The 17,907-nt window shown below is 65.2% G+C and carries 16 protein-coding genes and 1 pseudogene; 4 read left to right on the forward strand and 13 right to left on the reverse strand.

The window, feature by feature from the left end; all coding sequences use genetic code 11:
* Positions 1 to 32: 32 nt before the first annotated feature.
* Positions 33 to 1,247, forward strand: coding sequence for a hypothetical protein (locus CLT68_RS11755; RefSeq protein ID WP_143743168.1), 1,215 nt, complete (start codon positions 33 to 35; stop codon positions 1,245 to 1,247).
* A 58-nt stretch (positions 1,248 to 1,305) separates the two neighbouring features.
* Here CLT68_RS11755 and CLT68_RS11760 read toward each other — a convergent pair whose 3' ends face one another.
* From CLT68_RS11760 to CLT68_RS11800, 9 genes and pseudogenes are all read right to left on the reverse strand, one after another.
* Positions 1,306 to 1,743 (reverse strand): VOC family protein, encoded by a 438-nt coding sequence (locus CLT68_RS11760; protein ID WP_099850808.1) that lies wholly within the window; start codon positions 1,741 to 1,743, stop codon positions 1,306 to 1,308.
* A 21-nt stretch (positions 1,744 to 1,764) separates the two neighbouring features.
* Positions 1,765 to 1,926: pseudogene (locus tag CLT68_RS11765) on the reverse strand (VOC family protein); the annotation flags it as partial.
* Positions 1,927 to 2,001: 75 nt separating this feature from the next.
* Positions 2,002 to 3,153 carry a DNA cytosine methyltransferase gene (locus CLT68_RS11770; RefSeq protein WP_158240877.1) on the reverse strand — a complete coding sequence of 384 codons (1,152 nt, stop codon included), beginning with the start codon at positions 3,151 to 3,153 and terminating at the stop codon, positions 2,002 to 2,004.
* A 23-nt stretch (positions 3,154 to 3,176) separates the two neighbouring features.
* Positions 3,177 to 3,635, reverse strand: a complete 459-nt coding sequence (locus CLT68_RS11775; RefSeq protein WP_199177027.1) for a very short patch repair endonuclease — start codon at positions 3,633 to 3,635, stop codon at positions 3,177 to 3,179.
* A 604-nt stretch (positions 3,636 to 4,239) separates the two neighbouring features.
* Positions 4,240 to 5,898 (reverse strand): DEAD/DEAH box helicase family protein, encoded by a 1,659-nt coding sequence (locus tag CLT68_RS11780; protein WP_099850815.1) that lies wholly within the window; start codon positions 5,896 to 5,898, stop codon positions 4,240 to 4,242.
* Complete coding sequence (locus CLT68_RS11785; RefSeq protein ID WP_158240878.1) at positions 5,895 to 8,228, reverse strand: ATP-binding protein; 2,334 nt, start codon at positions 8,226 to 8,228, stop codon at positions 5,895 to 5,897. Before CLT68_RS11785 ends, CLT68_RS11780 begins: the two co-directional genes overlap by 4 nt.
* 681 nt (positions 8,229 to 8,909) lie before the next feature.
* Positions 8,910 to 9,470: a GNAT family N-acetyltransferase gene (locus CLT68_RS11790; RefSeq protein WP_099850819.1), complete on the reverse strand. Its 561-nt coding sequence runs from the start codon at positions 9,468 to 9,470 to the stop codon at positions 8,910 to 8,912.
* Positions 9,467 to 10,972 carry a helix-turn-helix domain-containing protein gene (locus CLT68_RS33760; protein ID WP_486482143.1) on the reverse strand — a complete coding sequence of 502 codons (1,506 nt, stop codon included), beginning with the start codon at positions 10,970 to 10,972 and terminating at the stop codon, positions 9,467 to 9,469. The genes CLT68_RS11790 and CLT68_RS33760 overlap by 4 nt, the downstream gene beginning before the upstream one ends.
* Positions 10,973 to 11,084: 112 nt before the next feature.
* Entirely contained in the window at positions 11,085 to 11,603 is a 519-nt protein-coding gene (locus CLT68_RS11800; protein WP_099850821.1) for a flavoprotein, read from the reverse strand.
* A 220-nt stretch (positions 11,604 to 11,823) separates the two neighbouring features.
* On the opposite strand from CLT68_RS11800, the gene CLT68_RS11805 reads away from it, so the two are divergent.
* Positions 11,824 to 12,930 (forward strand): FAD-binding oxidoreductase, encoded by a 1,107-nt coding sequence (locus CLT68_RS11805; RefSeq protein ID WP_486482144.1) that lies wholly within the window; start codon positions 11,824 to 11,826, stop codon positions 12,928 to 12,930.
* 105 nt (positions 12,931 to 13,035) lie between these two features.
* Positions 13,036 to 13,671 carry a hypothetical protein gene (locus CLT68_RS11810; protein ID WP_141908026.1) on the forward strand — a complete coding sequence of 212 codons (636 nt, stop codon included), beginning with the start codon at positions 13,036 to 13,038 and terminating at the stop codon, positions 13,669 to 13,671.
* Between the two features lie 107 nt (positions 13,672 to 13,778).
* On the opposite strand, the gene CLT68_RS11815 is transcribed toward CLT68_RS11810, so the two are convergent.
* Both CLT68_RS11815 and CLT68_RS11820 read right to left on the reverse strand, forming a co-directional pair.
* A complete protein-coding gene (locus CLT68_RS11815) occupies positions 13,779 to 14,708 on the reverse strand; it encodes a cellulose binding domain-containing protein (protein ID WP_099850826.1) in 930 nt (309 codons plus the stop codon).
* 402 nt (positions 14,709 to 15,110) lie between these two features.
* Positions 15,111 to 15,971, reverse strand: coding sequence for a YwqG family protein (locus CLT68_RS11820; RefSeq protein ID WP_143743169.1), 861 nt, complete (start codon positions 15,969 to 15,971; stop codon positions 15,111 to 15,113).
* 406 nt (positions 15,972 to 16,377) lie between these two features.
* Between CLT68_RS11820 and CLT68_RS11825 the strand changes: the two genes are divergently transcribed.
* Positions 16,378 to 17,001: an 8-oxoguanine DNA glycosylase OGG fold protein gene (locus CLT68_RS11825; protein WP_099850830.1), complete on the forward strand. Its 624-nt coding sequence runs from the start codon at positions 16,378 to 16,380 to the stop codon at positions 16,999 to 17,001.
* Positions 17,002 to 17,005: 4 nt separating this feature from the next.
* On the opposite strand, the gene CLT68_RS11830 is transcribed toward CLT68_RS11825, so the two are convergent.
* On the reverse strand, positions 17,006 to 17,374 hold the full coding sequence (locus tag CLT68_RS11830) for a DUF4180 domain-containing protein (RefSeq protein WP_099850832.1): 369 nt from the start codon (positions 17,372 to 17,374) through the stop codon (positions 17,006 to 17,008).
* On the reverse strand, positions 17,367 to 17,819 hold the full coding sequence (locus tag CLT68_RS11835; protein WP_099850834.1) for a helix-turn-helix domain-containing protein: 453 nt from the start codon (positions 17,817 to 17,819) through the stop codon (positions 17,367 to 17,369). Before CLT68_RS11835 ends, CLT68_RS11830 begins: the two co-directional genes overlap by 8 nt.
* Positions 17,820 to 17,907: the final 88 nt, after the last annotated feature.

Below are 17,907 nucleotides of genomic sequence, written 5' to 3' on the forward strand. Positions count from 1 at the left end.
GAGCGGTTGTACCGCGTGTGACCGTGACCTCTGTGGCCAGCGCTCCTTGGCGGATCGTCTGGGCCGAGCGTGAGAACGAGCGCAGGCAGCGCGCGTACCGCGACGCCACCGACGCCTGGCTGCGCCGCGACGACCACCTGGCCCGGCTCCGCATCGAAGCCGCCAGCTTCCTCGGGTGTACGCAGCCACGCACCGGCCTCCCCGTGCAGCTTGACGACGACGAACTCGTCTTCCGCGTCGTCCCCGTCGCCGAGCTGGTCGAGGCCGAGGCCCGGCACATCCCCGGGCTGCCCGCCCCGGGCGGCTCCTGTGGCTTCGCGGAGGTGTCGGGCGAAGCGCTGCCGGTGGGCCTGCGGGTCGTCGACACCGGCATGGCCGTCGTGACCAGCCGCCGAGTGGCCTTCGCCGGCCGAGAGCGCCGACGCGAGTGGCGGTACGCCGACCTGGTCGGCCCCGCGCACCACCCCGACGTGCCGGTCACCCTGCTGCCCGACCACAGTCGACTCGCCGGGCTGCTCGTCCCAGCCAACGCCGTGGTGAACTTCCGCTTCTACCTCACCCTCGCGGTCGCCGACGACCGTGCCACCGTCACCGCGCAGGTCGACGCTCTGCTGGCCGCCCACCGGGCCGCCCGGCCTTCGCCCTCTGTCTTGGTATCACCTGACGAGGCACCGCTGACGGCGGTACGACCCGACCGCCGGGCGCTCGGTGCTGCCGCCGTCGCGGCGGTGGTGTTCGCGACGATGGGTCCCGGCGCTCTGGGTCCTGTCGCGTTGGGCCCTGGCGCTCTGGGGCCTGGTGCTGCGGGGCCTCGCGTCCTGCGGTCGGAGCAGACCGCTCCGGTGCAGCGGGCGGAGATCGTCGCCCTGGAGGCTGCCCTCATTTCGGTACGTCCCGTCGGGCCGGTGGCGCCCAAGGCCAGGACCGGATCGGTCAGCGGTGCCGCGCAGAGCCGACCGGATGCCACCCCGAACCGACCGCTGGCTGTCGCCACAGTCGTGGGACCGTCGGCCGCGCTGGCCCCGCCGCCGGTCGTCACGCCGTCCGTCGCTCCGGCGCCGTCCGCCAGTTCGATGCCGACACCTGGCCCGGTGCCCACCACGGGTCCGCCCACGCCGGCCCCGCCGACGCCGTCGGCCTCGCCGACTCCGAGTGGGACGCCGTCACCTGGGCTGCTGAAGGTCTGCCTGGATCCTCTTCAGCTTCCGTTACTGGACCCGTTGCTCTGCCCGTCTCCGGCACCCTGATCGGTGTGCGTGCTCGCGCTTTTAGTGCCAGCGTGCGGCGTGGGTCGTTTGGGTGTGCTCAGTCCATGGCGCTGAAGTCGGGGACGGTCAGGGTGCCGTCCGCGGCGAGGGTGAAGCCGGGGTTCCAGGCGATCTCCCAGAGGTGACCGTCCGGGTCAGCGAAATAGCCGGCGTAGCCGCCGTAGAACGTCTCCCTCGCCGGCATGGTCACCGTGCCACCGGCCTTGGTCGCCGTGGCCATCAGCTCGTCGACCACTTCCCGCGAGCGGACGTTCTGCGCCAGGGTCACCCCGCCGAAGCCGTCGGTGCGCCGATCGCTGATGCCGGCATCGGCGGCCAGCTTGTCCCGGCTCCAGAGAACGAGGGCCAAGCCGCCGGCCTGGAGGAAGACAGTCTCCTCGACCTCCTGGCCATGCCAGCCGAGCTGCTCGTAGAACGCTTTCGCGCGGGCTACGTCCGAGACGCCGAGGGTGACGAGGCTGATGCGCTGCTCCATGGTCCTCAACCTAACGCGCGATCACTCGGGGGCGTGGCAGACAGCCTCGACGTTGTTGCCATCCGGGTCGCGGACGAAGGCGGCGAAGTACGTCGGGTGGTACTCCGGCCACACCCGAGGTGCGTGCAGGACCTCCGCGCCGGCCTTGATGGCGGCGTCGTGGAACCTTTGGACGGTGGCGCGTCATCGGTGGCGCGGGCCCACGCAGGAAGGTAGGCGTGGGCCCGCGAACCTCGCCACGCTCACAAGGGTCCAGGGCTAGAGCTTCGTGTGTTCTCGGATCGCGATGCCAAGCATCTCCGCGACTTTTACCGCGACGGCGTTGCCGATGACACCCATGACCCGACTGCGAGGCCCCGGAAACTCGTAATCCTGCGGGAACCCCTGGACGAGCGCGGCTTCTCGAACAGTCAGGTAGCGAACGGTCCCGTCGAGTTCCCGGAGCATAGCTTCGCCTCCGCTAACTCCGTGGACCCCTGCCTTGATGGTCTTGCTTGGCAGGTCGAGCGGACTACCTGTGTGTTTGGGATAAGTCCGCGCACCGGGAATGGCGACGTGATTCGGCCAAATGCTGTCGTCAGGCTGCACAACGTAGGGGTCGGGGACCTCAATCAGGGCATCACGCAAAGTGGTCCATGCCCGTATTCCTCCAGGAACACCCACTCGTCTTACCCGTTCAACCTGCCCAGCTAGCGCCTGCGGCGGGCCGTCCGGCACAGGAAGATTATGACGGTGCCAATAGGCCTTGGTTACCCACTGATCGTATAGCAGGACATCGCGCGAGTGTGGCCTATGAATCCCTTCCCAGGTGTCAGCGCCCGCTACGTCTGTACGGATAGCAATGAGGAAGATTCGGCGGCGAGTTTGTGGCACACCAAGATCGGCCGAGTTGATCTCATCTTGGTAAACGCGATATGCTTCTTCCTCACCTTCGGCGCGAATGCGCCCGTGGTGGTCACTCCACAATTCATCCGCATCTTTCGGAGCGATGTGCGGATGCCGGAGCTGGTCTTTGACGTAGTCGAGATACGGGGCGAACGATGGTCTCGTTAGGCCGGGAACGTTCTCGAAAACCACAATTTCCGGCCTGAGTAGGCGCACGACCTCGATCGCGGCGGGGAACATGTTGCGTACGTCGCTGTGTCCCGCGTGGGCGCCGGCGTGCGAGAATGGCTGGCAGGGCGGTCCTCCAGCCACCAGTTGAACAGGGCCGCATTGGCTTAGCTGTTCATAGGCGAGACGTACATCTTGCTCTAGCACCTGGTCCGGTTTCCAAAGCTCGGGCTTCAATTCGGCGTTGTGCCTCAGCACCCGCGCCGCTGGTTTCCACCACTCCACAAGCGCCTGATGTTCGAATCCAGCCCTCCTCATCCCGATGGCCATTCCGCCACCGCCGGCAAAGAGTTCCACGGACTGTAGCTGCCGACCTGGCATCATGCTGCACGCGCGCCCTTCGTGGCACGGCTCCGGGCGCGTGCTGCTCCCTCGACCAAATCAGCGGTTGCCTTGAGTGACGCTCGAATGTCAGATTCCCACACCCGGAGGACTCCCCAGCCTTCGGAACGCAACTTCGCGGTGACCTTATCGTCTCGCGACACGTTAGTCATTATTTTCTGGTACCAAAAATCGCCGTTGCTCAGTGTAGAGCAGTATGCCTCAAGGCTTTCGTGGCCCCGCAATTTCCACGTATTTCCATGCCAAAAGTCGCCGTCCACGAAGACCGCGAGTCTTGCGGACGCAAAGACCAGGTCTGGCTTGCCGAAAAGGCTCGATCGGACACGATATCGAAGCCCGCGTCGATGCAGTTCACGTCGAATCATAAGTTCGGGCTCCGTATCGCGGCTCCGTACGGTAGCCATAATTCGTGACGTGATAGCTGGATCGCGGCTCACGGTTTAACCTGCCGAGGCGGCGCCAATTGTTCACGCATGTGGTGCACTTTGACTCGGCAACGTTTCGCCAGCCTCGAGTGGAGTTCGACCTCGTCGCCCGGTGTTGGCTGTTCCGAAGGCTCCATCACAACGATGTGTGCGTCTAGCCCGCTAATTGCGGCTCGAAGCGCCGCCCAGAGCAAGTTTCGGAAGTTTTTCGACGGCCCCCAGGTGATATAGGCCCGAACTCCCTCTAGTTCTGCCAAACAATGTGCGGGCTTAACGCCCTCGGTTCCGGGTACAATTCGCGATTGCGCCCCTAGCGCCTTATGCGCAATGTCTGCCGCCGTGGTAATCGCCTTAGCGCCGAAGCGGGCATAGCGTCCGGTCCCCCGTCGGTAATAGGCGTATTCTTTCATTGGGCCGTCTTTGATCCAGGATCGGGCAGCATCGGGTGTCATATAGCGACACAGCACCCCACCGATCGCCGGGCTCTCAATCCAGTGTCCGTAAATCTTTGTTCGTTCGTGGCGCGGGATATTCTCCCACCCTCGTCGATCGGCATCGGTGTAAAGAGCCTGTACGACGGCGTCTTGTTGCTGAGCGGGCAGAAGCGTTTCTCGCCTCATGACGGCAGCACCTCCGGATCCAGGAACTGCAGCCGTGCCTCGTCATTGCTCGTCTCAAGGTCGGCAGCATCCAAAATCCACTGATCGAGCAAGCTCTCTGCCTTGACATCACTGAACGAGATTGCCGGCTGCGGAACTTTAGGAAGTACCTCGATGTCGTCGGCTTCAAGCTGCCTGCGAATGCTTAATAGTGCTGCGACACGTCGAATGTCACTGACAAAGTCAAGCGCCAGGACAGAGGTCTTTCCCGTTCTCAGGCGGAGACCCCTCCCGAGCTGTTGAACAAATATTCGTCGGCTGTGCGTGACGCGAGCGAAGCATAGGATGTTGACGTCTGGCACATCAACACCCTCGTTTAAAATGTCCACAGCCGTGAGAATGGGGACCCGTCCGGCGCGGAAGTCTAGGAGTCGCTGCTGTCTCTCGCGCTTCGGCATGTCGGTATGCACGGCCGCAGCGTGACGCCAATCAGGAACCTGCCGCAACAACTGCTGCATTCGTTCGGCATGCGCAATAGTTTGACAGAAAATGATGCCCCGCGGCTGGTGAATTGAGTGCCAGGCTTTCAGGAGAGCATCCACTACGGCCTCATCCCGTTGGGTGAGGAAGAGGCGACTGTTGAGTTCCTTGATCGAATACGAATGCATGCTGATATCGCGGACAGCGTCCCAATCAATGTTGTCCACAAACAAGCGATAGTCCACGGAGGCTAAGTAGCCGCGCCTCATACCTTCTTCGATCCCGAGTTTGTAGCTGGCGCGGCCAAAGCGGGTCTCGATATCGTATTTATCGCCTCGCCAGGGAGTGGCGGTTACGCCAAATTGAAACGCATTGCTCAGCTCTTTCAAAAGCTTATGGTAGGTGCCATCTTCTCCGACATGATGGGTCTCGTCGACCATAACCATGCTTGGGCGCCAGCCTTTAAGCACGGCCGTATACGCGCTTGCAGTGGTAGCGAACGTCACCCCACTCAAATTCAGTGGCTTGTCATCACCTGTGAGAACCTGAGTCCTGACTCGCTTCGGTAGATGTCGCCACATGGCTTTCTCAAGCTGATTTACTAGATCTTTAGTGTGAGCTGCTACTAACACGTCCCGGTCTGGCTGCTCGGCCAGTTGACGGCGTATGATCTCGCCGCCAACGACGGTCTTGCCAAGGCCCGTCGCCAGTACAAGCAGAGCTCGCCTTCTGCGTTGTAAGTCCGACCAAAGGGCTGAGACTGCCGCGTCCTGGTAGTCACGAAGACCCAAGTCGGGGTGCTCGGAAGCGCTGTTGAGTAGCAACTGCAGGTCGCTTCCCGACCAGAAATCGACCCTGCGGCCGATCCGCTGGAGGGTGAGCGCACGTTGCTCCGCGTCCGAGCTCGGCCGAGTATTAGTCACGACCACGGCCCTCGCGGCTCCGTAGTGATCCTGGGCCGCACTGACCTCGTCTACCCCGGCACGGGGCACCGAGCCGCGGCTTCGCCATTTGCACTGGAAGACCCACAACTCGCCATAGAGCTCGCCGAGTAAATCGCCACCCATATCACCTGATCCGTCGATGTTGACAACGTCGCGGAAACCTAGCTGGGTGAGCAGCCGCTCGACTTGTCGGGTAAAGCGTTGCGGTCCGTTCGCTTGGAGGTTATCTGGGGATAGGAAGGAGCTATTCATTCTAATACCTCCACCGACGGCGATAGCTCCTGTTCCAATAAATAACAAGAGAGCCGCCCGCGCTGTAGTTCCTCCGGGCTTCGCCGCGACCCGCGTTCCGCAAGAACAGCTACGTCGGCCACAAGGCCGACAATGCGGTCGACGGCTAGCTTGCGGGCGATCTGGTCGGTCAGGCCTGTGAAACCGGATTTGAAGACGTTCCCGTCCATGAAGGCCTCTGGTTTGTGTTGCAGAAGCCTGGCTAAAGCTGATGCCGGTACATAGGAAATCCACTCGCCTGTGCTGAGCGTGTCCTGCCAACTATCTGAACCGCCTTCGACGGCGAAGGTCCTTTGGGCCGCATCTTGGCCTTCGGGATCAATGTAGGACCAGTACCCTGTGGCGTTCCCAGCAATGACCGGCAGCATTGCTTCGCGAACGCGACCTAGGAGGCGCGAGGCGTTCTCCCGGATGAAAGCTCCGGTAATTTTGTGGTCCGGTAGGCAGCGTTTCTTGATCTCGTAAAATAGTGCGGAAAGGTTCTGATCGCTGTTGTCGCGGACTCGGATGTATTCGGCAAGCTCCATTACGATTAAGTCTCGAGTGTCAACGGCGAAGTCGACAAAAACGGGGTGGTCGCCATCGACGAAAACGTCGACCTGTGAACCACGGCCGGCCCCGACATAGACAGGAAGCCGCTCTGGGGAGTTTGCGCTCGACAATACGTGCCCGTGAATCAACCATACCTTGACATTCAGGGCGGCTCCGTGCCCAGGCAGTCCGTATTTGGCCTCCATGTCAGGCATCCGTACGCCCGACGCCCGCCAACGGGCGCGGCGATCGTCCTCTGTCTCCGCGCGAGGCGGCTGGGGCGGCGGGGGTGTCGCCTTTGGTGAAGGGCTCGGCGGCTTGGGAGGAAGCAGGCCTTTCTTGGCGAGGATGTCGCCAGGCTCGTCCGTCGGCGAAGGATTGTCTAAGGTCGGCTTCGGCTCGTCGAACTGCTTTGCCGCCTCATACCACTTCTCATCAGTCTGGTACTCCGCTACGCCTTTTCGGAAAAGATCAGCCCATTCCTTGGCTTTCTCATGGATCGCACGCTTGTCGTCGGCAGGGACTAGATAGTTCAATCCCGGATCATTCCGGCGATAGCCGTTGAAGAGTCGGGCGAGCGGGCTAGTGTTCGTAGGGTAGTGCAGCTCCTTGGCGATTCGGGGGCGCAGTGGGCCTCTCCCGCGAAGGGTTTGGACTACCCTTTTCCATTCCGGCGTGTCATACTCGAAAGCGTTTTTTTGGTAATTGACTTGGACGTGATCAATGTGAATCTCGCCGACTATGCGACCAGCTCCCGGAACCTCGATAGGATACTCTTGCTCACCTCGACCCGACGGGTCATCCGGATCGATCCAATTGAAGAGCTGGACGTCGCGGATCAGGATCTTCCGCCCATTTCGGATGAAGTCAATGCCGTAGTCGCTCTTGTGGAGATAGCGCTGGATGCCAAGCCAGCCCCAGATGCGCCTCTCACGGATCTCAACGCTTTCACTCTTGCACTGCTCGCATATTTTGACGTCTGGGTCCTGCCATAGGCCGCAGTCCTGGCATGCGGCGCGGTCCGCCAACCTCTCGTCGATGGGAATGACAGCTGGAATTCGTTCACCGCTACGCACAACAGAACGACTCTCGTTCCAAACGCAGGCGCGTCTCGGTTTAATCGCCTCTCCGTCCACGACAATGCGGATGTCACGGTGCTGAAGGAGATAGCTGTAGATGTCCCCAAGGGTTGCCTTGATCTTGGCCTGACCACGGCTGAGTGTTTCGTGATGCTCCTGCTTAAGATCCCGAATCACGATATCCGTACCGTGCTGTCCCGGCGAGGTTTTTGGTTCCTCGGAGACAGGCAGGTAGAAGTGTCCTCCAGCCTCCATTGCCCGGAGATCGATGGTCACACTGGTCCAGTAGGGATCTTCGCGTCGAGCGGTTCGCACCTGGGCCACCCGTCCGAGGCGAGCTGTGGCGATGTTGAACCCAACGCCGAAGAGGCCAAGGCGCCCGTACCGCGAATTGCTCGTCCAACCAGCCCGAAGCGCACTGTTCAGCTGTTCAAGCGTCATGCCTGGGCCGTTGTCGCGCACCCAGACCTCGCCGGCCCTCGGCGCGCTCGTCCGTGCTGGCAAGGTGATCGCAATGGTGGGGGTTTCGCCCGACTTGCCGGGATGGCGAAGGAACTCGTCGAGCCCGTTGTCAATCAGCTCCGCCAGGCACTGCCATGGCTGAAACTCGATGTCCCCAAGGACGCCTAGCAGTCGGGGATGAGGAGCAACGTTGATCATGCCGTTTTCCTGGACCGTCATGACTCGCTCTCGGGTCGGGGTGGTTGCAGGATTGTTCCAAGGGGGTACGACACTTACGTGTGCCTGCTTTAGGGCGATGCTGCGTGCTGTGTCCGTGTCAGAAGCTTGTGGTCTAACCCAGAGTGATCGATCTGCAGCAGCAGAGCTTAGTTGAGGGGATGGCCGTAGAGAAGGTTGCTCGCCCGGCTGTGGCGAACCCACCCTGATGTCAACATTGCTGACTATGAGCGCTCGGAAGTCTTTCTCATCTACTTTGGACGCTTTGCTCGCCCGCGCCCCGTGGCGCGCTCCGACCGCACTAGCCCCGCCGTACGTCGCGGCGCCAGCCAGGTCATCGGCGGACCGGGCGGGGGTGCGCCTACTGGCTGTGTGTGAGCGGACAGCCAAGGAGCCGATGCCCATCCGGACTCTGAGGTCGATGCTCGATGTGAGGACCCCAAAGTGGCACGCTCGCCTTGACGTGCAATGCCACGCCCTCGTGAACGCCCTCGCAGGTGTGGCACGACAGCTTCGCCAATCATTGGCGTCATCCGACTGATCAATGCGGGTCCGCTGGGGGTGGTGGGGCCCTGAGCCCCGGGTGGGCGGGGTCGGGCATTAGGTCAGCCGGGGCTTGGCCCCGTCTGCAGGGAGTCTGCGAGGCGGCGGAATAGAGCAGAGGTGTTGGTTACGGCAACGGCGCTACCTAACCGGATGAGGTTGGGTCCAGACGGTTCGAACTAGGACATCGAAGGTTGGTGCGTTCTCCCAGCTTGGCTGCAATTTCGCCACCATCCTCCAGCCCCAGGAGCGGTACGCCCTCTGGGCAGCGACGTTGTCGGGACGGACCAGCAGCGTGGCTCGCGGCTCAGTCCGACCACCAACCAGGTCGTCCTGCAGCGCCGCAGCGATGCCCTGACGTCGCCAGTTGGGATGTACCAGCAGTTCGCTGAGCGCAAAGGTGCGTCTGCCGTCCTCGTCGGTGAACCCAGGCGGCGCGGGCTGGTGGATCCCGTCCCACCACCGCGTCTGTGAAGGAAGCGGAAATCCGTAGATGTAGCCGACTAGAGCCCCGTCGACCGTTGCGGTCACCAGCTCCCACCCAACCCGTTGCATGTGCATGGAGAGCTGGTGCCGGAATCGGTCCTCGCTGTAGAACTCGCCACCGCCCGCATAGACCTCCATGTAGAGGCCCACAAGCTGATCGAGGATCCCCTCAGCCTCGTCGGCGTTGTGATGGCGAAGTTGCAAGCCCTCGATCACACACTCACCGCCTGGTCGTAGGCGTTGACGAACTGGCGCGTTGCCGTGGTCGCCTGCCGTGACGCCGCGAGGTTCGAGCGCACCCGCGCAAGGCGCCGGCTAATTCGACCCGAGTTCATCTGGCTGACCGCGGGCAGGACGCTCAGCGCGATGCGGGCTGCCTCATTGATGTCGCCCTGCCGATACGCCGCTTCCGACAGGTGCACGGTGTAGTAGACCTGGTTCCGGCGATGTCCCGGCGACGGATTGGCGATGATTGCGCGGAACGACTGAGCGGCACGGTCGGGCTTGTCCAGCGCGAGGTACGAGAGCCCCTGGATGCCGTTCACTTCCTGCTCGTTGACGAAGTCCACAAACCCGAGGTCATCCTCGTGTGGTCCGCGCTCCAACTCGCGACGAGCCTTGGTCATCTCCCGGCTAAAGCCACCCGCGTCCGTGAGCAGGGCGTAGGTGTGCGCCCTCCGCAGATGTAACAGCGTGGTGAGTCGAGGTGTCGCCCATCTGGCGGAAACGCGTAGCGCCGCCTCGGCGCAGTGCAGCGACTCGCCGGGCTGACTGTCGCGGAGCAGCATGGACAACTGGGTGAGCGCCTGTACTTCCATGCGAGGGTCGTCGGCGATCCGTGCGCGGGTGATGGCCTCGTTCAGAAAGGGCCTGGCTTCGCGCCTGCGCTCAGCATCGGTAGCGAGCCATGAGGCCTGGATGCCGAGGTCAGCCAGCGCGCTTTGAAGGGCATCGCCGACTTCTCGGCTATAGGTCGCCCTTGCCGCCCACGTTGACAGCCTGGCGTGAGCCTGGACGGCAACGTCGCAGAGCTGGTCAGCACCGACTGCGGCATCGGCTCGCCGGAAATGTTGAACCAGCGAACTAGCCAGTCGTACCTGTTCCATGCCGATGTTTCGAGGCACGTTGGCAGGATCTGTGAGCAGGTAAGGGTGACCGGCTGCGGCGAGTCCCGCGAGCGCGGCCATTGCGTTGAAGCGTCGCCGGTCCGTAGCGCCACCCCCTTGGGTTGATGCCCCATCCACGGTAACCGCCATTGCAGCCGGTTCGCCCTGCTCAGCTACCGAGTTGTGGGCATGACGGTCGTCTGCGGCGTGATCGTCGGCTCGGTAAGGCTGGCCGGGGAGGCCGAACCAGAGGCAAGAAGCTGGAATCCCGAGAAGCTGCGCCCAATGCGCCAGCCGGTCCAGATGCACCAGCGGTGGCCCGTTCTCCACCCGACTCAACTGCGCCTGCGTGATCCCCAACCACCCCGCCACCACGGTCTGCGGCAAGGCGACCCGTCCGTGGTACGGATGGCACCGGTACGCCCTGATCACCCGCCCGAGATGCCGCTCCGCCAGGGCCCGCCGCACCGGCTCGTGCTCCCAGAAGGTCGCCGGCACCACCGGCGGCGCGCTCAACCGGTCCCGCTCGGCGGCCTGGCAGGGCGTGCACCGTCCGCTGTCGTTGTCCCGGGCCAGCCGTCCGCCGCACCGAGGGCAGTTCGCGTGGGTCACCGGCGGCTCCGTCCGTCTCGCCTCATCGAGCGTATCCATTGAACACGCTGCGTGGAGCGCTGGTATACGCACGACGCATATCTCAAGGACCGCCGAACAAGGGAGCAGATGCTCAGACTGGGCGAAGCAACCGCAGCGCCTCGATGACCATGGCCCAACGATCCTTCTCGTCCGTCGGGTTCAGCACCTTCCCCTTGGCGACGACAACGCCGGCACCGCGCAGCACAGCCAGGTGAGCGGCGTACGCCGGATGGGCGTCCAACTCCGCCTTGACGTGCGGGAAGGCAAGGATCGGCAGTCCTGCGCCCAGCGACTCGTTGAGGACGCCGAGCGCCAGGGTGTCGTTGATGCCCAGCGCCCACTTCGTCACCGTGTTGAACGTGAGCGGGGCGGCCACCACCACATCGGCCGGCGGGTGCGGCTCGGGGTCGCCGGGCATGCGCCACTCCACGCGTACGAGATAGCCGGTCTTGTCCTGCAACGCCTCCCGGTCGAGCCACGGAGCGGCGGTAGGACTGACGATCATGCACACCCGCCACCCGTCGGCGATCAGCACATCGACCAGCTCGTCGATGTATTCCGCCGGACCCGCGGCGCAGACGACCAGATACAGCACCGGGTGTTCCATCATGCCCGCAGTCTGCCCGACCAGGGTGGCGCCTGGTTGACCGCATACGGGCCGCGCATGCCGTCGACGATCACTGTGACATGCCGTATTGCCTGGTCAAGCGCGAGAGTCGACCCATGGCCCGGGGCGGGTGCTGGTTTCGGAGTTGCGCCGGCCCTCAACGGCGCAGCCGCCGTCCCGCTCGCCCCGGTGCCTCTCGATCCGTCAACGTCTCGGAGCCGGCATGCCCACCCTGATCGACGACGACCACCCGGCTCGCGTGGGCCTGGCCGCCGCCTGGGCGTCGGTCGACGTGCGGGCCGCCGGCGACTTCTGGCGCACAGTCGAAGACCGCCGACCCGGTCTGCTCCGACACCGAGACGCGCCGCTGTTCTTCACCGCGCTGGGCCGCCTCATGGTCGGCGGTGGCGACCCGGCGAGCCGGGCGGCGCTGCTCCTGGTGCTCGGCCGTGCGTACCGTCATTTCGACCTGCTCCCGCACTCCACCACCATCGGCGACGCGTTGCTCGCCACCGTGGCCCGCCACGCCCGACCACTGTGGACGCCGCAGCTCGCCCTGGCCGCGGAGCGCGCCCTGTGCCGCGTCACGCACGCCGTGCGCCGCGCCGCCGCGCAGGCCGGCGACGGCCGGGCCTGGTGGCACGTCCAGGTGATCGGCCACGACCGGCCGTCGCCCGACATCGCCATCCTGACGGTACGTCCCTGGCGGCGACTGCCCTTCCAACCAGGTCAGGCCGTGTCGGTGTGCACGCCGCGCCTACCCGGGCACTGGCGCTGGCTCTCGCCGGCCAACGCCCCACGCGCCGACGGCACCGTCGAGCTGCATGTCCGCGCCGTACCCGCCGGCACCGTCTCCCACCGCCTGGTCCATGAGGTACGCCCCGGCGAGCTGCTCTGGCTCGGCCCACCCGTCGACACCGGTCTGCGCCTCGACACGGCGAGCACGAGCGATCTGCTGCTCGTCGCCGGTGGCACCGGCCTGGCGCCGCTGCGCTCCCTGGTCGAGCAGGTTGCCGCCGCACCGGACGGCCGGCGGGTGACGCTGGTCGTCGGCGCGCCCACCTTCACCGATTTGTACGACTCGGTCAGCCTCGACAAACTGCAGTGCGCCCACGACTGGCTGACCATCGTGCCGGCCTTCTCCGACGACCCCTGCGCCGAGCCAGCCGAACAGGGTGACGCCCTGACCATCGCCCTCGACCACCACCAGCCGGGTCAGGAGATCTACCTCTGTGGCCCACCCGCGATGCTGACCGGTGCGCGGCCCCGACTGCTCGCCCTCGGTGTCCCCGCGGCAAGCATTCACCTGCCCGCGAGCTTCACCCGCTGATGGCTGGCTGCTGCTCTGGAGTTGTTGTCCGGCCTTCTCATCCATTGACCATCATGGGAGCCTTGTTGTCTGTGAGTGCGTGACTCGACACGGGGAGTGAGTCGCATGGGCGATGCTGATGGTCCGTCCCAGTGGTCGATCGAGAAGTTCGGGCTGGATTTGGCAACCGCTCTGCGTACTGCTGTGCCGGCGGCATTGGGCCGCGCGGTCGAGCTGGCCCAGGATGCGCGCGAAGCATCGGAGTTGGACACCGATCATGCCTTCGGCCCGGTCCGCTGGAAGCAGCAGTACGAGGTGCTGCACGAGTATCTGCACGACTTTCCCGATGTGGTGGACGTCCATCCGCCGGGCGCTCAGGTGCGGGTCACCATCTGCCGAGGTCATCTGCTGCTGCCCTGGCGGTATGCGACCCGGAGCGACCTGGACATGCGCGACGCCCGCCCCGGGCGTGACCTCAACCGGCTGATCCGAGACCTGCTGATTCTCTTCGGGCCTGAACCGAGCCATGAGGAGGTCACTCTGCCGCTGATGCCGCTCACGCCAGAGGAGGCCCGCGACCGCTCAGCTCTTCGGGATGCCGTGGAGCAGTTGACCGACGAGCCGAAGGTGCTGCTCGTCGGGTTTGCCTGCAACTCCGACGAAGGTCTGCTCCGAGTCTCCTGGGGTGAGGCGGCTCTGGTTGGCGGCACCGAACTCAAGTGGGGCCACGTCGAGGACCTGCCAGTCGATCGAACAAGATGATGGTCGACCGTCGAGCCGGATTGGCTCGCCGGTCTGGACTCCTGGTTCGTGCCCTGAAGCGGTTGATGCCTGTGAGTCATTTTGATGACTCACAGGCATCACGCTCGTCAGGACATCGCCGGCCGGACACCGCTCGTGCCGGTCGCCGGACGCGGTCGGGAGGAGAGGTCGCCGAACTCGCGTACCCCGTCGACGTCCAGCGTGATCTTGTCGTTCTCGGTCCACTGGCTGGTGGCGGCGAGCCAGCTCGGGTCGTCGCGTTCTTCGATGTCACTCCAACTGTGCCGGTGGTGCCGTAGCTGGATCGGCCCGGTCGACGCGCCAGGTTCGAGCATCCCGCCGGTGAAGGTCAGCTCCACCCAGCCGGGGGCCGCGGTGCCCGGGATCGGATAGCCAGGCCCGGGTGTCGTCAACGGGGACGGCCCGCCCGGCGGGATGAAGAACTGCAAGGTTTGCCGGATCCGGTCGCAGCCCAGCGCGGCCCAGTCGCAGTTCGGCACCAGCGACGTGTTGCCGCCCTCGAAGCGCAGGTGGTAGCGCACCCGCACCGCGCTCAGATCGAGCGGCCCGCTGCCGGTGTTGGTGACCTTGAGGAGGTGCTGGATCTGGTTGTTCGTTGGGGACCAGTCCAGGTTGAGGTAGCTGACCGTCGCGCGGCCGCTGGCGGTGCGCACGGTGATGCCGGGCGAGCTGTCGGAATAGCCGCCGAGCGCACGGGCGCCAATCGCGATCCAGTACGTCGTGCCGGGCGCGAGGTCGGTCAGCGTGATCGTGGTGTCGAGCGTGGTGCCGAGCCAGCGGTACGTGTTGGGGCCCAGCAGTGCCTGCACCTCGTAGTTGATCGGCTGCTCCGCCGCCGGATCGCCGATCCAGGTGGAGGGCGCCCAGGTGAGGGTGAGCTGGTGCGGCTCGTTGGCTACCACCACCGGGTTGCCGGGGGTGCTGATGGCCGGGCCGTCCGCGCTCGCGGCGTTGACGGCGAGCAGGCTCGCCAGCGCGGCGAGGGCGACGACGGCGGTGACGCGGCGAGCGGACATGCTGCGAACGCTAGGGCGACTTCCTCGAAAATGATAGGCAGGTGTCAATATGCGGGCTAGGACTCGCCACCGCGTAGTCGATCACCCGGTGTTGCCGCCCCGCGAACACGAGGCGGCAACACCCTTGGCTGGTCAGCTCACGAGCCACCCTGCCGTTGAATTCGCCCGTCGCCGGAAACCTTGGCTCGACCCAGGTCGCGCTCGGTGCCAGCGGAGCCGGTCGCGGTGCGGCGGTGACGTTGGTCAGGCGAGTGCTCCACGGGCGAACCCTGGCGGCCCCGAGCGCCGCTGCCCGGGTGCCGCCGACCTCGCGCCGACTCGCCACCGCTGTCGTGTTTGTTCTGCTTGTGGCTACCCATGCACTGCGCGTACCCGGTCGCCGGGCGGCTAGTCCGCCCGGCCTCACGGATTCCAGTAGACGAGGACTCTGGCCTGGTCGAAGCGTCGTTCCTTCAGGTCGGCACGCTGGATCACCCAGTGGATGCTCGCGCCGCCTTGTCTCCCGCCATGGAACTCGGCAAGCACAACCCAGTCACCATGGTCGGCTGGCCCGTCAACCCCTCGCACCGACCCGTCCTGGCCGGACCCGCCCGAGCCGGTGGCCGCCAACCACGCGGGGTTGAAACCGTTGCATTCAGTGCCGTAGCCGCCCAACAGCAGCGGCGACTCCCAGCCTCCAGAGGAGGAGAACGGGCCGTCCGGCGCGTTGTCCAGGACTTCCTTCCACACCTCGGTCAGCTCTCCGAACGGGGGATCTCCCGGCAGTGGCGGAGACCACGGGGGCCCCGGGATCGTCTTGACGTACGGCAGAGAGATGTCGACAGTGAGGTGCAGATCGCCCTGCCCGATCTCCGTGTAGACCTCGGCGAACTCCTCGTCGTCCGGAGGGAAGTCAGACGGATACCGCTCTCGCTCCTCGACCGCCACGCCTGCCGGCACGTACCTGACCTCGCCCCAGCCGGTTTCTTCGGGCCAGCCGAACAGCAGCAGTTGGCCGTCGGACGGTAGTGGAAGGTCGGTCACGTCTGCCGGAAGAGCAGCGCAGTCGATGGTGGCGATCAAGGGATACTCGGGGTCCTCGGCGTCGGCCGGAAGCATCAAGGGTCCACGGATGGCGCCCACGACGGGCCCGTCACCCCGCTGTGCCATGAAGGCGGACGGGCGGGCGAGCTCCAGCCAGCGCTCCACGTCGGCGGCGGGGATGCCGCGGCGGAGCGCCTCGGCGCGGACCTGATCGATGATTTTCACGTTTCGGGGAAGCACGGGAGCACCGTAGATCAACCGTGCGACATTCTCCGCCCCCACGGGTTCCTGTCGGACTGATTACGCGTCCACAAACCACAGTGGAACGCGCGGTACGGTGCGGCGACCGCACCCGGGCCGGCGCGGAGTTCTACAAGGCCCGCATCTGGACGCCGAACTTCGAATGACCACAGCCGGGCGCAGAAGGCTGATGCCTGTGAGTCATTTTGATGACTCACAGGCATCACGCTCGTCAGGAGAAGCCCTGCTCCGAACGCCTCAGACCCCCGGCCATCAGGCCGCTCACGGCACGATTGGGCAAGGCGGTGGTCCTTGATACCGCGATATGGCGTTCTCGGACAGTCGGGTCTACAGCCTCGGCCATAGCGTTCGGCTTTCGAGCTGTTCGCGATCTGGGGGAGACGCCATGCAGGAACCGTTACCAGGTGAGCAGGCTCCGGTCAGCGTCAACATCGGCCGCTGGCGGGCCGGGCTGCCGCCGGACGCGTGGCCCGACCCCCTGCCGGCGAGCGGGGAGATTTGGCGGCGCGACGTCTTCGCGGTCGCCGAGGCATACCGGGCCGGCTCCGCGAGTCCACGGCAACTGCTGACCGCCGTGCTGGTCTGGGGTTACGGACCCATCGGGTACGGCCCGTGGCGCGCCACCAGGTCACTCGACGCCGACCCGGACGGCAAACGCCTGGCGTACGCGCTGGAAGAGCTGTCCACGCCAGCGCCCGACGAGGACGCGCTCTGCACGGCGTACCGCCGCTTCGGCGACCCCGACCACGCTCGCCTGCCCTGGTTGGGGCCGGGCCTGTTCACGAAAGTCCTCTACTTCGTCGGCTACCGGCGTGGGGTGGGCGACGTGCAGCCCCTGATCCTCGACCGGGTCGTGGCCGGCCTGCTCCCCGCCGAGGCGGGTGTCGGCCGGCGCAACGGCTGGTCGTCCGAGGAGTGGCTGGCCTACCTGCGGTGGGCGGCCGAGCAGGCCCAGGTGAGGGCGGTCGAGGCGGACGAGGTGGAGATGACGGTTGTCGGCGGTGGGTGAGGGTTTATCGCGCCGCTCGGAGGCGGGCGTCGAGCGCGTCGAGGTCGGGGAGGAACCAGATGTGTCCACCCTGGTTCGACTCGTGCACCAGGGCGCGCAACGCTGAACTCTCCGCGAGCTGCGCCGAGATGTCGCCGACGACGGCCAGCCGCAGCCGGTAGTTGACGAACTTCTGCATCACGTCGCCGGCGAAGCGGGTGCCCAGCGAGAAGAAGCGTGCGTCGAGTCGGTTGGCCGGCACGGCGACCACCTGGGCACCGAGGAACGCCGCCCCGATCAGGTCCAGCGCGTCCTGCTCGGTGGTCAGTGGCGGGCCGTCGGGGTCACAGACCAGCACCGGCACCCCGGCGCGTTCCTGGATCTCGTCAGGCATCGTTGACCTCCCGGTCGAGCAGGCCGTTGTCGGCGTTGAGCACGGCGTCGAGCAGGTGCAGCAACTCGGCGGTGGAGGCCGGGTCACCCAGGACGACGATCTTCATGCGGTGGCGTTGCTCGTCGTACACGGTCTGCACCCGCAGCGGGTTGGCCTGGTCGTGGCTGGTGTTGGCGCTGGTGAGCACGAGCGTGCCGAGCCGGTCGGCGGCAGCTCTGTCGACGCCGTCGATCTGGACGATGCTCGACACCTCCGCCTGCCGGGCGACGCTGGGCGCGACCGGGGCCTGACCGGTGAGCGCATCGAGATCACTGGCGGCGATCCGGTACTGCTTGCCGATCCGCACCGCCCGCAGCCGACCCGAGCGGATATAGCTGCGCACCGTCCGCACGTGCAGCCCAAGCCGGTCGGCGACCTGCTCAACTGAGTACATGTCTTCCGTCATCGTTCCCTATCCTACCCACATAGGGAAGGTTAGGGGCAGGTAGGTGTGTTCCCAAGGTCAAGAGGGGAGGTCGGCCGGCCAACTCGCT

The organism is Micromonospora sp. CNZ299, assembly GCF_002754415.1.

Excerpts from the sequence above, each read along its gene's own strand:
- CLT68_RS11760 (WP_099850808.1), bottom strand. The coding sequence starts at position 1,743 with ATGGAGCAGCGCATCAGCCTCGTCACCCTCGGCGTCTCGGACGTAGCC.
- CLT68_RS11780 (WP_099850815.1), bottom strand. The coding sequence starts at position 5,898 with ATGAATAGCTCCTTCCTATCCCCAGATAACCTCCAAGCGAACGGACCG.
- CLT68_RS11785 (WP_158240878.1), bottom strand. The coding sequence starts at position 8,228 with ATGACGGTCCAGGAAAACGGCATGATCAACGTTGCTCCTCATCCCCGA.
- CLT68_RS11800 (WP_099850821.1), bottom strand. The coding sequence starts at position 11,603 with ATGATGGAACACCCGGTGCTGTATCTGGTCGTCTGCGCCGCGGGTCCG.
- CLT68_RS11805 (WP_486482144.1), top strand. The coding sequence starts at position 11,824 with ATGCCCACCCTGATCGACGACGACCACCCGGCTCGCGTGGGCCTGGCC.
- CLT68_RS11810 (WP_141908026.1), top strand. The coding sequence starts at position 13,036 with ATGGGCGATGCTGATGGTCCGTCCCAGTGGTCGATCGAGAAGTTCGGG.
- CLT68_RS11815 (WP_099850826.1), bottom strand. The coding sequence starts at position 14,708 with ATGTCCGCTCGCCGCGTCACCGCCGTCGTCGCCCTCGCCGCGCTGGCG.
- CLT68_RS11825 (WP_099850830.1), top strand. The coding sequence starts at position 16,378 with ATGCAGGAACCGTTACCAGGTGAGCAGGCTCCGGTCAGCGTCAACATC.
- CLT68_RS11830 (WP_099850832.1), bottom strand. The coding sequence starts at position 17,374 with ATGCCTGACGAGATCCAGGAACGCGCCGGGGTGCCGGTGCTGGTCTGT.
- CLT68_RS11835 (WP_099850834.1), bottom strand. The coding sequence starts at position 17,819 with ATGACGGAAGACATGTACTCAGTTGAGCAGGTCGCCGACCGGCTTGGG.